Raw genomic sequence first — 13635 nt, forward strand, 5'->3', positions numbered from 1 at the left:
CTTACTCGATCAACGAGACGGCACTATGGCGTACCGTTCGCAAAGGGCCGGAGTCGACGAAGTTCAGGTAGTTGGGCACCTCAACGAGGTTGCTCAGCCCGTTCTCCATACTCCAGCGTGCCTGGCTTTCGAGGGAACTGATCAGCGCCTGGTCGAGCCCCAATTGATAGTGGTAACGGGGCCAGATCCAATCGATAAAGGCCTGATCAGCTTGCAATGTGCTGCGCAGAATGGATTGAGCTGTTTGCGGTTGCTTGCGGATGAACGTCTCTGCCTGATCAATGGCCCGTAGTACGGCCTGCATATCTGCCGCTCTGCGCGTGGCTGTACTACGTGTGCTGATCAGATGAAACGTGAGGGTGTGCAGGCCATGGCTGGGTAGCACGACACTACCGTTTACCTGCTTTAAAAGAGCAAAGGTTGTGGGTTCCCAGATGGAAACAGCTTCGACCTTGCGCTGTTTCAATGCTTCAGCCATGGCTTCAGGCTGCACATCCATGAAGTTGACCTGCTGAGGGTCAATGCCATTGAGCAACAGCCAGGAGTGCATCAGGTATTCGCTGCTGGCACTTTTAACGACACCAACTGACTTGCCGCGCCATTGATCAGGTGTTTGCGGGGAATCGCGATGGGCCACAATCGACAAGTCGGAAGGGCTGCTGACAAAGTAGCCGAGGGTGACGAAATCACTTCGCTTGAGGCTGTTGAACATCAGGACAGAGTCAGATGCGGTTCCGATATCTACTTGTCCTGCCAACACAGCTGCGAGTGCTCGATGTCCGCCACTGACTTCCTGTAGGTGTACATGGATGCCTTGATCGCTGAAAAAGCCCTGCTGTGCCGCCACAAAAATGGGCAGTGACAGTGGCGTTCGAGCTACGGCAATGCTCAATTCTGCCGCCAGGCTTATTTGCCCGAGCAGCATTATCGACAGCAAGACGCCATATGCGCGGCGTAGCAGCGCGTGACGGAAAACCGTAACTATCACTGTGCACTCCTTGGCTGTCGGTCCTCTGCCGGCGAGGTCTTCACGCCCTTGAGAGTGGTTCATGCTTTGCCAGTCGGCAAGGTGAGTTAAGGGTTAGTTGCCGGGCGGTCATTTCGTAATGATCAGGGCTAGTGGTATTTGGTCAGACTTGCCTGTTTAGGCAAATCCTGCGAAAAAGCGCGCCGGCCGCCGTGACAGGCGATGCACTTTCCAGAGGTAATGATGAACAACGAACTTCGGATCGAAGATGTCCAGGTGGGCGACGGTAAAGAAGTGGTTAAGGGAGCACTGATCACTACCCAGTACCGAGGCTTTCTGGAGGACGGCAGTTGCTTTGATTCGTCCCATGAGCGGGGTAAGTCTTTTCAGTGTGTGATTGGCACCGGTCGAGTGATCAAGGGCTGGGATCAAGGGCTCATGGGCATGCGCGTGGGCGGCATACGCAAACTCTGGGTGCCGGCAGCGTTGGCATATGGTGATCGTGGTATGGGCTCGCGTGTCCCCGCTAATGCCAACCTGTTGTTCGAGATCGAGCTGCTGGAGGTCTTGACCCGCGACGACTGAACGTCGTCAGAAGAATTCGCCAAGCTGTGCTGCAACTAGTCGATTGCGGCCTTGTTGCTTGGCTTGATAGAGCGCCTGATCGGCGAGTTTCAGTATTTGTGCCGGACTGTGCTTGCCTGGGCTCGCATAGGCAACGCCAAGGGAAATGGTGACTGGTATACCGACTGGACTGGGGCTATTGGCCATTCGTTCACGCAGGCGCTCGCCGAGGGCGCTGGCGCTGTCCAGATCCATGTCAGGCAGCAGGATGACGAATTCTTCACCGCCGCTGCGACAGATGAGGTCATCGCTACGTGTGCAGGCGCGCATCTGAGCACTCAGATGCAGCAGTACCTGATCGCCAAGGTCATGGCCGAATTGGTCGTTGACCTGTTTGAAGTGGTCGATGTCCAGTGTGATCACGCTGAACGGTCGCTGCCGGGCTTGCAGTTGGTCCAGAGCCCGGCGCAGACCACGGCGGTTATCCAGTCCGGTCAGCGGGTCGGTCAGGCTTTCTCGGCTGAGCTTGCCCAGTTGCTGCTGAATGATGCTGATGCCTTCTGCGATGGAGTGTCTGAGTTGGTCCGCCTCAAAGTAGCGGGCACGGACCTGATTCAATAAATCCAGTGTGTCAGGCGCATGCCAGTTCTTGACCAAGGTTGCCAGGTGCCAGAGCGGGCGAGCAATGCGACCCGATAACCACCACACCGCCAACAGAGTCAGAAGTAGCAAGGGGACGGTGTACTTCAGCGTTTGCAACATGAGCCCGTTAAGCATGGCTAACGGTATTTCCGTGGGCGTTTGGGCGATGATGCCCCAGCCCGTGGTCTTCATCGGCGAGTAGCCAGCGAGCATGTCGATGCCTTTGAGATTGATCAGCCGCTGGCTGCCCTCGGCACCACTGACAACTGCATGTACAGCGGGGTTGGCCATCACATGCTCACCAATACGGGCGGTGTCTGGGTGGTAGATCAGTTTGCCTTCACGGTCCACGACATACAGATACGAGCCGTCATCGCGATAACCACTGCCAAGCAACGTACCGAGAATATTGCGCTGCTGCAGGTAGATCGAACCGGTTATGTGTCCCAAGTAAACACCCGTGGAACTCTTGATCGGGGCGGCGATCATGACGAGAAGGTTGCCGGTGCTACCTATAAATGGGGCGCTGATCAGGGCGGTATGGTTGTTGCGCAACAACTGAGCACCCTGGCTGACAAGTATTTGCCCCTTTAGACCGGTTGACGAAGGGGCTGTTGCCAATGCTCGGCTGTTGGCATCAATGATCAGAACCATATCGAAGGTATCGGTCTGATTCTTCAGTCGATCAACTTCAGCCTGAAGGTAATCGGCGTTGTTCAGTTTGCTACCCAGCTGACTGGCGCTATAGGCCAGCTGATCCTGAGCTGCGAGAAGAAAATTGTCGGTACTGTAGGCTTGCCGCGCGGCGTAGACATAATTGGCTTGCAGCGTCTGCTGCATGAGCAGATCTCGCTGACTTCGGTAGCTGGCTTGGAAGCTGTTGGCAAAAGTGATCAGCGCCGTGGCAACGGTGAGCAGAATGATCAGGCGGCGAAGATCGAGAGTTGGCATGTGACTACGGGGCTGCGCCCACTACAAGGATGATGCGCGGGCGATGTCGGGATGAGTCGCCGCAGGAAAGGTGAATTGTAGTTCAGAAGGGATTAAGCCTGCATTCGGCCTTAGCCCTTTGTTGCCCTGTTGCGACTTAGCAAATACTGACTGGGCGGCAGCCCTTTCCAGCGCTTGAAGGCGTGAATGAAATTACTGCTTTCGCCATAGCCCAAGCGGCTGGCGATCTCCTCCAGACTCAGGCCGCCGGTGGCCAGCAGCTCTTCGGCCAGGGTCTGGCGGACCTCTTCGAGCAGTTGGCGAAAGCTGGTCTGTTCGCTGACCAGTTGGCGGCGCAGGCTGCGCTCGCTGAGGTTGAGCTGGCTGGCTACCCGGGGCATGTCCGGCAGCCTGCCGGGCTGGCGCAACAGCAGGTGCCGCACCTGTGCGGCCACCCCGTCGCGCACCTGACGTCGGGCCAGCAGCGCCCGGCACTGGGCATCGCAGAGTTCCACCGTGCCGGGGTCGGCGCGGGGCAGGGGCTGGTCGAGCAGTGTGCGGGCAAAACTGATGCGGTTATCGCCGGCACCAAACTGAGGTAGGAAGCCGAGTAATTGCTCATAGGGCCTGGTATCAGCCGGCTTTGGCAGGCGCAATGTCAACCCGTGTAGTGGCATGGCTTGCTGGCCGAGCAGTTCGCGCTGGATCACCAGCACCGCAAAGGTGTCGCGCTGGGTGATAAAGGCCTGTACGTCGGTATCCACCTCGCTGCAGTCCACGCAGATATGCGCCAGTGCATCGTCTTCCTGCAGGCTGATATGGGCAAAGGCGAAGGTCAGATCGAGATAGCGCAGCCCCAGTTCGGCAGCGCTGCGGATGGTCGGACTGCTGAGCAGGGCATAGCCCCAGATACCGTAGGTGGTCAGCTGGTAGCGCTGGGCGGCCTTGAGACCCAGGGTGGGCTCAGCGGGCAGGGCGGCCAGCAGGTTGCGGATCAACTGCAGTTCAGTCGCCGGCTCCACCTCCTGACTGGCATCGGCCAGTTGCAGGGCGGTCAGTCCGGTTCCGGCCAGACACTGTTCGATACTGAGGCCGTGTTCGATCCCCAGTTGGGTGAGTATCTGCAAGCTGGTGATACTGCGCTTGACCCGGCGCTGGGCGGAGCCTGGTGCGGCAGTACTGGAAATGACCTTGCTGGACATCAGATTGAATTGGCCGAAATTCACAATCGAGTGGCCGACTATGCCATAAAACCTTGGGGCTTCTACGGTTAGCATCAGCGCACTGACTGTCATGATGAGAACAACAATGCATAACGACAGCTCCACGACGGCACCCTTGCGTGTGCTGATCATCGGCGCCGGCTTTGGCGGCATCGGTCTGGCGATCCAGCTGGACAAGGCCGGGCAGGGCGATTTCCTGATTCTGGAAAAGGCCGCCGAGGTTGGCGGCACCTGGCGTGATAACCATTATCCGGGCGCGGCCTGCGATGTGCCTTCGCACCTGTATTCCTATTCGTTCGAGCCCAAGGCCGACTGGTCTCGCAAGTACGCGCCGCAGGCGGAAATCCACGGCTATATCCGCCACTGCGTCGACAAGTACGGTCTGGCCAAACGTATCCGCTGCAATACCGAAGTCAGCCATGCCGAGTTCGACGAGGCAAAAGGTCTGTGGCAGGTGCATACCCGCTGCGGCCAGACCCTGCAGGCGCGCAGTCTGGTCACCGCCTGCGGCCAGCTGAGCCGTCCGGCCTATCCGCGCATCGACGGGTTGGAGCAGTTCGCCGGCCCGGCCTTCCACTCTGCCCATTGGCGGCATGATGTGGATCTCCGGGGCAAGCGGGTGGCAGTCATCGGCACCGGGGCTTCGGCCATCCAGTTCGTGCCGCAGATTCAGCCGCTGGCCAGCCAACTGAGCCTCTTTCAGCGCAGTGCCGCCTATGTGATCCCCAAGCCCGACCGTGCCTACCGGGCCTGGGAGCTGGCGCTGTTCCGCCGTGTGCCGCTCTTGCAGCGTCTGGATCGCTGGCGCATTTATCTGCAGCACGAGGCGCGTGCGGTGGCCTTTACCCGCGTCCCGGCGCTCCTGCAGCTGTTTCGTGGCAGTTTCCAGCGGCATCTGCGCCGCGGCGTGAACGACCCGGCCAAGCGTGCGCAGTTGCAGCCGGATTACCCGCTGGGCTGCAAGCGCATCCTGATCAGCAACGATTACTTCCCGGCGCTGAATCAGGCCAACGTGCAGATCGTCGGCACGGCCATCATCGGGATTGAGGCCAACGGGGTGCGCACCGCCGATGGCCGCCTGCATGAGGCCGATGTGCTGATCTACGGCACCGGCTTTGCCGCCACCGATTTCCTCGCGCCGATGCAGATCAGGGGCCTGGGCGGCACCGAGCTTAACGCTGCCTGGCGAACCGGCGCCGAGGCCTACAAGGGCATCAGCGTCAGCGGTTTCCCCAACCTGTTCATTCTCTACGGGCCGAACACCAATCTCGGGCACAACTCGATCATCTACATGCTGGAAAGCCAGTTCCGTTATGTGCTGGCCTGCCTTCGGGTGATCGATGAGCAGGGTTTACGCTATCTGGACGTCAAGGCTGCGGTGCAGAGCCGCTACAACCAGCAGTTGCAGGCCGCCGAGGAACACACCATCTGGGCTCAGGGCTGTACCAGTTGGTACCTCAATGCGGCGGGCAAGAACACCGTGAACTGGCCCGGCTTTACCTTCACCTACCGTTACCTGACCCGTGCTCCGGAGCTGTCCGACTATGTCCTTACCCGCTGAAAACGCTGCTGCCGAGCTGATTGCGGCGCCACAGGAACAGCCCGGATTGCGGGCCATCCTGCGCGGGGCGCTGACCCTGCTGTTTCGTGGTCTGGTTCGTCCGCCGATGCCGGTGGCCGGCCAGCGCCTGGTACTTCGTCTGCTGACCGCCGCGCCGGTGCCGAACAAGGGCGTCACCCGCACGGCCGAGCAGATCGGCGGCCGCCCCTGCGAGTGGCATCGCCCGAGCGTAACCGACGGTGCCGTGCTGCTTTACCTGCACGGCGGTGCCTACCTGATTGGTGCGCCATCGACCCATCGCGGTATCTGCGGCGCTCTGGCTCGGCGCGCCGGCCTCGCGGTCTGTGCCCTGGATTACCGGCTGGCCCCCGAGCATGCCTTTCCGGCACCGCTGGAGGATGCGGTCGCGGCTTACCGCGAACTGCTGGCGCGTGGCTACAAGCGCATCTTTGTTGGCGGAGACTCGGCTGGCGGCAACCTGACCCTGGTCACCGCCCTGCGCCTGCGCGAGCTGGGCCTGCCGGCCCCGGCCGGGCTGGTGTGTTATTCGCCGGTTGTCGATTTCACCGGTGAGCAGATGCACACGCCGCCGGCTGGCGATCCGCTGATCCACCGCAAGTGGATCGAGCAGGCCGTGGAGCTCTACTGCCCGGCCGGCATCGACCGCGCGCAGCCGCTGGTGTCGCCGATCAATGCGGACCTCAGCGGCTTGCCGCCGATGATCATCCAGGTTGGGGAGGACGAGGTGCTGCGCAACGACAGCCTGCGTCTGGCCGATAAAGCCCGCGCGGCAGGGGTGAGTGTCACGCTGGAGCGCTATGCTGGGCTCTGGCATGTGTTTCAGGCCCATGTCGGCATGCTGCGTGCGGCTGATCGGGCCATGCAGTCGGTGGTGAAATTTCTCAAGGCACAGGGAGCGTGACATGGACAACATCCTGATCAGTGGTGCAGCCTCCGGCATCGGCGCCGCTACCGCGCGGCTGTTTCACCAGCGGGGCTGGAAGGTTGGCCTGCTCGATGTGAATGCCGAGGCGCTGGCGCGTCTCTCGGCCGAGCTGGGCAATGCCTGGTTCGTGGCGCTGGATGTGACCGACCGGGCGGCGGTCAGCGAGGCCCTGGCAGACTTCTGCGGCAAGCACCAGGGCCAGCTGCGCCTGCTGTTCAACTGCGCCGGTGTGCTTCGCTTCGGCAAGTTCGAGGAGATCAGCCTGGAAGAGCACCAGCGCATCCTCAACATCAATGTGCTGGGGCTGTTGCAGATGACGCACCTGGCCTTCGGTTACCTCAAGGCCACCGCCAATGCCCAGGTGATCAACATGGGCTCGGCTTCCGGTCTGTATGGCACGCCGGACATGGCCAGCTACTCGGCCTCCAAGTTCGCCGTGCGCGGGCTGACCGAGGCGCTGGATCTGGAGTGGGAGCGTCACGGCATCCGCGTCGGTGACCTGATGCCGCCCTTCGTGCGTACCCCCATGGTCAGCAGTCAGACCTTCGAGCCGCCGGCGCTGCGTCGTCTGGGCGTCAATCTGGCTGCCGAGGACATTGCCGAGGCCGTCTGGCAGCAGTCCCAGGGCGCGAGCGTGCACCGGCCGATCAGCCTGCAGTTCAGCCTGCTGTACTGGCTGGGGCAGGTCACTCCGGCACCGCTGACCCGCTGGATGATGGCGCTGATCAACCGGTCCTGACAGCGTCTGAGCCGTTTGTCGCACACCGTTGTGAATCCTGCAGCGCTGCCGGACTGGCAGCGCTAAGCTCAAGATGACGCTTTGCCGGCTGTTCTTGGCTGGCGGCGTCGATCCTCCGTGATGATTTCGGCACGTCTCGTGCCGGTTTGGCGCTGCACGCACTTTTGGCCCGTTCATCTATCGCAAGCGAGGAGGTCGTTCCATGAGCTCAGCCTCACACGAAGATGTCAGCAGCTCTGTATTGCGCCGCATGAAGGAAGGGGGCTTTGACTTCGCCCGGTTTCATCCGATCGAGTTCTACGCCATTTTTTCGGATGAAGAGCGGGCCCGCCAGGCGGCCCGGCAGTTTCGCGGGGAGTCGCTCAATGCCCAGATCATTCGCCGCGGCGAAGGAGACTGGCACCTGCAAGTCAGCAAGGTGATGTATGCCACCCATGCCGGAATCGATGATTTCGAGCATGACCTGGAAGCCGTTGTAGTGCCCCTTGGCGGGGTGCTGGATGGCTGGGGCGTCACCCAGGAAGTGGCACGAACGCGCTAAGTAAAAGTGACCCACCTCTACCCTCGACCGTCGGTCTGCAATCTTGCAGACTGACGGACGGAGGTAACCATGTCCGAAATCCTGATTTTTACCCACGTTGATTACTGCCCGCCGGCGCATCTGGAAACCTTCCTGACCCGTCATGGGGAAACCTTCCGCGAAATCCGCTGTGATCAGGGCGAACTGGCCTCGGTCGATCTGGACCGTCCCAAAGCCGTGGCCATCATGGGCGGCGGCATGAGCGTGAATGACCCGCTGCCGTGGATTGCCGAGGAGGTTGCTGCGCTGCAGCATTTCATCCGCCGTGATATCCCGTTGATCGGCCACTGCCTGGGCGGCCAGTTGCTGGCGCGGGCGCTGGGCGCGCAGGTGCACAAGATGCCGTACACCGAGTCCGGCTGGCAGCCCATGCGCAAGCTGGCCGACAGCCCCTGGCTGGCGCACCTGGGCGATGAGTTTCCGATCTACCAGTGGCACGGCGATACCTTCGATCTGCCCGAGGGTGCGCTGCACCTGCTGGAAAGCCCCTGGTGCCAGAATCAGGGCTTCAGCTGGGGCGACAAGCTGCTGGCGCTGCAGGGCCATCCTGAGATGACGAGCGAACTGATCCTCGCCTGGCACCGTGATGCCCGTCATCTGCTGGATGAGAGCCAGGACAGCCAGGAAAACTTTGCAGAAAGCCTGAGCGATCTGGACGCCAAGGTGGCGCGCATGAACCGCGTGGCCGAAGGCTTCTACCAGCGCTGGCTGGGGCTGGCTAACGCTGCTTAGACACATCTGGCAGCAATCGCCGGGTTTGGTCAGGTACACGACTCGGTTAGCCTCTGGGTATATGACGATGACCTCTCCGAGGACTGCACGTAATGAATACCCAGTCTCTGCTTGATCAGTTGTTCAAATCCGGCCAGCAATTGCTCAAGGGCCAAAGCCAGGGCCAGTCCAAGGGCGGTGGCAGTCTGACCGACAGCCTTGGTGGTCTGCTCAAGGGCCAGGCCGGTAGCTTTGCCGGTGGCGCTGCCGGCGGGGCGCTTGCGGCGCTGCTGCTGGGTAACAAGAGCGCGCGCAAGATGGGCAGCAAGGCCATTACCTACGGCGGCCTGGCCGCCCTCGGGGTGATTGCCTACAAGGCCTACAGCAATTGGCAGAGCAATCAGAGCTCAGGCACCGTGCCGGCCGCCGAGCCCCAGACCCTCGACCGCCTGCCGGCGCCTCAGGTGGAACTGCACAGCCAGGCGATCCTGCGGGCCATGGTGGCCGCGGCCAAGGCCGATGGTCATGTGGATGAGCGCGAGCGCCAGTTGCTCGGCGAACAGTTGAACAAGCTGCCGGCCGATCAGGCCGAGTTGCAGCAGTGGCTGCACAACGAGATCAACCAGCCGCTGGACCCGGCTGCGGTGGCGCGGGCTGCCAGCACGCCGGAAATGGCCGCGGAGATGTACATCGCCAGCGTGCTGATGGTCGACGAGGAACACTTCCTGGAGCGTGCCTATCTGGACGAACTGGCTCGCCAACTCAAGCTTGATCCGGGTCTCAAGGCCGAGCTGGAAGCGCAGGTTCGCCGCGAACTGGGTCTGGCCTGATAGCTGCCACAATGAAAAAGACCGGCCTTTGGCCGGTCTTTTTGTTTTACGCGGACCTTACCAGCCCAGCTGCTTGTTAAAGCCCAAGGCGTCGTAGTAATCGCCCTGATAGGCGATCTTGCCGTCCTTGATTCGCACGAAAGAAACCCCCTCGAACTTCACAGGCTTGCCGGTGGCCGGAGTTTCGGCACTCCAGGCCCCGGTATTGGTGCCACTGAACACCCACTGGAAGGCGATGCCGTCAGCGCTGACGATAGGCGCGCCGGTCATTTCCCACTTGAGATCAGGAATGGCGGTGACAAATACCTTGATCACATTGTCGCGTGCCGCGGCGCGGCCTTTTTGCGCGGAGCCTACGGTGACGTCGTAGTACTCGGCGTTCTCGGCGAGAAACTCGCCGGCCTTGTTGGCATCATGGGCGTTCCACGCAGCCATGTAGCCCTCAATGATGGCCTTGGCGTCGTCGGCGGCCTGAACCAGGCTGGCGGCGGCGCACAGCACGACAAAGCTGAAACTGCGAAGCATGGTTTTCATTGTTGTAAAGCTCCTGCGGTGGTGGGAGTGAAACAACGAACCAATCTGGGCGTGACGAGCGACGGTCGGGCTAGGCGGCCAGGGCCGAGAAAGCGGAATGTACTGGAGTACATGAGCATTTCGAGGTCCTGGCCAACAACGCCCGGCCGAGCGCAGTAGCCCAGATCAGTGCTTGATCATGACGTGGCGAATGGTGGTGTAGTCCTCCAACCCATACATGGACATATCCTTGCCATAGCCCGAGAGCTTCATGCCGCCGTGGGGCATTTCGCTGACCAGCATGAAGTGGGTGTTGACCCAGGTGCAGCCGTACTGCAGGCGGGCGGACATCCGATGAGCGCGGCCCACGTCGGCTGTCCACACCGAGCTGGCCAGGCCGTAGTCGGAATCATTGGCATACGCCAGTGCCTGGGCTTCGTCGTCGAACGCGGTAACCGAAACTACCGGACCGAACACTTCGCGTTGAACAATTTCGTCGTCCTGGCGGGCGCCGGCCAATACGGTGGGCTCGATGAAGAAGCCCGGACCTTCAACAGCCTTGCCGCCGGTGATGACCTGAATGTGCGGTACGGCCTTGGCGCGTTCGATAAAGCCCAGTACGCGGTCGCGGTGGGCAGCAGTGATCAGCGGGCCGAGCTCTGTGCTTTCGTCGTCCTGCAGGCCGGTCTTGATGGTGCTGACCGCCTCGCCAAGCTTGCGCACGAATTCGTCGTAGATGCCTTTCTGCGCATAGATGCGGCAGGCGGCAGTGCAGTCCTGGCCTGCGTTGTAGAAGCCGAAGGCTCGGATGCCTTCGACGGCGGCGTCGATATCGGCGTCATCGAACAGGATGACCGGTGCCTTGCCACCCAGCTCCATGTGAGTACGCTTCATGGTCGCAGCGCCGCTGGAGACGATGTTGACGCCAGTGGGGATGGAGCCGGTCAGCGACACCATGCGTACCTTCGGATGGCTGATCAGCGGTTGGCCAACGCTCGGGCCGCGGCCAAATACCACGTTGATCACGCCGGCCGGGAACAGCGGGGCGATCAGTTCGGCCAGCTTCAGCGCGGTCAGCGGGGTCTGCTCGGATGGTTTGAGGACCACAGTGTTACCGGCCGCCAGCGCCGGGCCGAGTTTCCAGGCGGCCATCATCAGCGGGTAGTTCCACGGCGCGATGGAGGCGATTACGCCCACCGGATCGCGGCGGATCATCGAGGTGTGCCCCGGCAGGTATTCGCCAGCGGCTGAACCTTGCATGCAGCGCACGGCGCCAGCAAAGAAACGGAACACATCGGCTACAGCCGGCAGTTCGTCATTCAGCGCTGCACTGTAGGGCTTGCCGCAGTTCTGCGACTCAAGGCGCGCCAGGGTTTCGGCGTTGGCGTCGATGAGATCGGCGACCTGCAGCAGCAGCGCGGAACGCTGTGCAGGTGAAGTCTGTGACCAGTCGATAAAGGCGGCATCGGCGGCACGTACTGCTGCGTCTACCTGTTCGGGGGTTGCTTCGGCAATCTCAACCAACGTGCTGCCCAGCGAGGGGTTGAGCACTGCTTGCTTGGCGCCTTGGCCTGCTACCAGTTGGCCGTTGATCAACAGTTGGGTTTGCATCGCGTAAGCCTCGCTATGGTGTGCGTCTGCCTCTCCTTGCACAGGAGAGGCTCCGGGTTCAGGGAAAACAATTACTTACCGCTGCCGGCAACGCCTTCGCTGTCCTTGGTCAGGTAGTAGGCGCCGAGGATTGGCAGCATGGTCACCAGCATCACCAGCATGGCGACCACGTTGGTCACCGGCACATCGCGTGGGCGGGCCAGCTGGTTGAGCAGCCAGATAGGCAGGGTTTTTTCGTGACCGGCGGTGAAGGTGGTGACGATGATCTCGTCAAAGGACAGAGCGAAGGCCAGCATGCCGCCCGCCAGCAGGGCCGACGACAGGTTGGGCAGGATGATGTAGCGGAAGGTCTGCCAGCCATCGGCGCCAAGATCCATCGAGGCCTCAATCAGGCTGTGGCTGGTGCGGCGGAAGCGGGCGATGACGTTGTTGTAGACGATCACAACGCAGAAGGTGGCGTGGCCGACGATGATGGTCAGCAGGCCGGGCTCGATACCCAGTGTCTTGAATGCCGAGAGCAGGGCGATACCGGTAATGATGCCGGGCAGGGCAATCGGCAGGATCAGCATCATGGAGATGCTCTCCTTGCCGAAGAAGTCGCGCCGGTACAGCGCTGCGGCCGCCAGTGTGCCCAGCAGCATGGCGATCAGGGTGGCGATGGCGGCCACTTCCAGCGACAGCTTGATGGCCTCCAGTACGTCGGCACGGGCGAAGGTGACGCCGAACCACTTCAGGGTGAAGCCCTGTGGCGGAAATCTGAAGCCCGAGCTTTCGGTGTTGAAGGCGTACAGGAAAATGATGGCAATCGGGAAGTGCAGGAACACCAGCCCGCCCCAGGCGGCGAGTTTCAGACCCCAGGAAGCTTTTTCAGAGTGCATCGAAGGCCCCCAGACGTTTGACGATGGACAGGTACACGGCGATCAGTACGATCGGCACCAGGGTGAAGGCAGCGGCCATCGGCATGTTGCCGATCGCGCCCTGCTGGGCGTAGACCATGCTGCCGATGAAGTAGCCGGGCGGACCGATCAGTTGCGGGACAATGAAGTCACCCAGCGTCAGGCTGAAAGTGAAGATCGAGCCGGCGGCAATACCGGGGATCGACAGCGGCAGAATCACCTGCCAGAAAGTCTGTGTCGGGTGCGCGCCGAGGTCAGCCGAGGCCTGCAGCAGTGAGGGCGGCAGACGTTCCAGGGAAGCCTGTATCGGCAGAATCATGAACGGCAGCCAGATGTAGATGAACAGCAGGAAGCGACCCAGGTGCGAGGTGGATAGGGTGTTGCCTCCCACGCCTGGAACGCCCAACAGGAACTCCAGCAGCGGCTGCAGGTGCAGCACCTGGACGAACCACATGGCTACGCCACCCTTGGCCAGCAGCAGGGTCCAGGCATAGGCCTTGACGATGTAGCTGGCCCACATCGGCATCATTACCGCAATGTAGAAGAAGGCCTTGGTCTTGCCCGTGGTGTAGCGCGCCATGTAGTAAGCAATGGGAAAGGCCAGGATGGCGCTGGCGATGGACACAGCCACCGCCATTCCCACGGTGCGCAGGATGATGTCGAAATTGGCGGGCTGGAACAGTGCAGCAAAGTTGGACAGGGTCAGCTCTGGCGACACCGTCATGGTGAAATCGTCGAAGGTGTAGAAACCCTGCCACAGAAGAGTCAGCAGCGAGCCCAGGTAGATGGCGCCGAACCACAGCAGCGGCGGCACCAGCAACAGCGACAGGTACAGGTTGGGCTTGCGGTAGAGCAGGGTAGCGGCGCGGCGCAGCCAACCCTCGGCGGGCAGGCCGGTGGTAGTGGTGAGGCTATGGCTCAT

General features: G+C 61.4%; 14 protein-coding genes. 7 read left to right on the forward strand and 7 right to left on the reverse strand.

Annotated elements, in window-relative coordinates; translation table 11 throughout:
• Window position 1: 1 nt before the first annotated feature.
• Window positions 2–988 carry an ABC transporter substrate-binding protein gene (locus CK486_RS12590; protein ID WP_176481704.1) on the reverse strand — a complete coding sequence of 329 codons (987 nt, stop codon included), beginning with the start codon at window positions 986–988 and terminating at the stop codon, window positions 2–4.
• A 222-nt stretch (window positions 989–1210) separates the two neighbouring features.
• Between CK486_RS12590 and CK486_RS12595 the strand changes: the two genes are divergently transcribed.
• Window positions 1211–1552 (forward strand): FKBP-type peptidyl-prolyl cis-trans isomerase, encoded by a 342-nt coding sequence (locus CK486_RS12595; protein ID WP_095940668.1) that lies wholly within the window; start codon window positions 1211–1213, stop codon window positions 1550–1552.
• Window positions 1553–1558: 6 nt separating this feature from the next.
• Here CK486_RS12595 and CK486_RS12600 read toward each other — a convergent pair whose 3' ends face one another.
• Both CK486_RS12600 and CK486_RS12605 read right to left on the reverse strand, forming a co-directional pair.
• Window positions 1559–3124: a diguanylate cyclase gene (locus CK486_RS12600; protein ID WP_095940669.1), complete on the reverse strand. Its 1566-nt coding sequence runs from the start codon at window positions 3122–3124 to the stop codon at window positions 1559–1561.
• Window positions 3125–3234: 110 nt separating this feature from the next.
• Complete coding sequence (locus CK486_RS12605; RefSeq protein ID WP_218192103.1) at window positions 3235–4305, reverse strand: AraC family transcriptional regulator; 1071 nt, start codon at window positions 4303–4305, stop codon at window positions 3235–3237.
• A gap of 106 nt (window positions 4306–4411) precedes the next feature.
• Here CK486_RS12605 and CK486_RS12610 point away from each other — a divergent pair, with 106 nt between their 5' ends.
• The 6 genes from CK486_RS12610 to CK486_RS12635 all read left to right on the forward strand — a co-directional run bounded on the left by CK486_RS12610 (window position 4412) and on the right by CK486_RS12635 (window position 9693).
• The gene (locus tag CK486_RS12610) at window positions 4412–5887 is read left to right on the forward strand and encodes an NAD(P)/FAD-dependent oxidoreductase (RefSeq protein ID WP_095940670.1); all 1476 of its coding nucleotides are present in this window, start codon (window positions 4412–4414) and stop codon (window positions 5885–5887) included.
• Entirely contained in the window at window positions 5871–6809 is a 939-nt protein-coding gene (locus CK486_RS12615) for an alpha/beta hydrolase (protein ID WP_095940671.1), read from the forward strand. Before CK486_RS12610 ends, CK486_RS12615 begins: the two co-directional genes overlap by 17 nt.
• Window position 6810: 1 nt before the next feature.
• On the forward strand, window positions 6811–7572 hold the full coding sequence (locus tag CK486_RS12620) for an SDR family oxidoreductase (RefSeq protein ID WP_095940672.1): 762 nt from the start codon (window positions 6811–6813) through the stop codon (window positions 7570–7572).
• Between the two features lie 202 nt (window positions 7573–7774).
• Window positions 7775–8113, forward strand: coding sequence for a ribonuclease E inhibitor RraB (locus CK486_RS12625; protein ID WP_095940673.1), 339 nt, complete (start codon window positions 7775–7777; stop codon window positions 8111–8113).
• A gap of 69 nt (window positions 8114–8182) precedes the next feature.
• A complete protein-coding gene (locus tag CK486_RS12630) occupies window positions 8183–8884 on the forward strand; it encodes a type 1 glutamine amidotransferase (RefSeq protein WP_095940674.1) in 702 nt (233 codons plus the stop codon).
• Between the two features lie 92 nt (window positions 8885–8976).
• Entirely contained in the window at window positions 8977–9693 is a 717-nt protein-coding gene (locus tag CK486_RS12635; RefSeq protein ID WP_095940675.1) for a tellurite resistance TerB family protein, read from the forward strand.
• A gap of 57 nt (window positions 9694–9750) precedes the next feature.
• Here CK486_RS12635 and CK486_RS12640 read toward each other — a convergent pair whose 3' ends face one another.
• The 4 genes from CK486_RS12640 to CK486_RS12655 form a co-directional block, all read right to left on the reverse strand.
• Entirely contained in the window at window positions 9751–10227 is a 477-nt protein-coding gene (locus CK486_RS12640) for an ester cyclase (RefSeq protein WP_095940676.1), read from the reverse strand.
• A gap of 165 nt (window positions 10228–10392) precedes the next feature.
• Window positions 10393–11817, reverse strand: coding sequence for a gamma-aminobutyraldehyde dehydrogenase (locus tag CK486_RS12645; RefSeq protein ID WP_095940677.1), 1425 nt, complete (start codon window positions 11815–11817; stop codon window positions 10393–10395).
• A gap of 71 nt (window positions 11818–11888) precedes the next feature.
• Window positions 11889–12695 (reverse strand): ABC transporter permease, encoded by an 807-nt coding sequence (locus CK486_RS12650; protein ID WP_095940678.1) that lies wholly within the window; start codon window positions 12693–12695, stop codon window positions 11889–11891.
• Window positions 12685–13635, reverse strand: a complete 951-nt coding sequence (locus CK486_RS12655) for an ABC transporter permease (RefSeq protein ID WP_095940679.1) — start codon at window positions 13633–13635, stop codon at window positions 12685–12687. Before CK486_RS12655 ends, CK486_RS12650 begins: the two co-directional genes overlap by 11 nt.

The sequence above is a fragment of the Pseudomonas sp. HAR-UPW-AIA-41 genome (genome assembly GCF_002304225.1).
In the GTDB taxonomy this organism is placed as follows: Bacteria; Pseudomonadota; Gammaproteobacteria; order Pseudomonadales; family Pseudomonadaceae; genus Aquipseudomonas.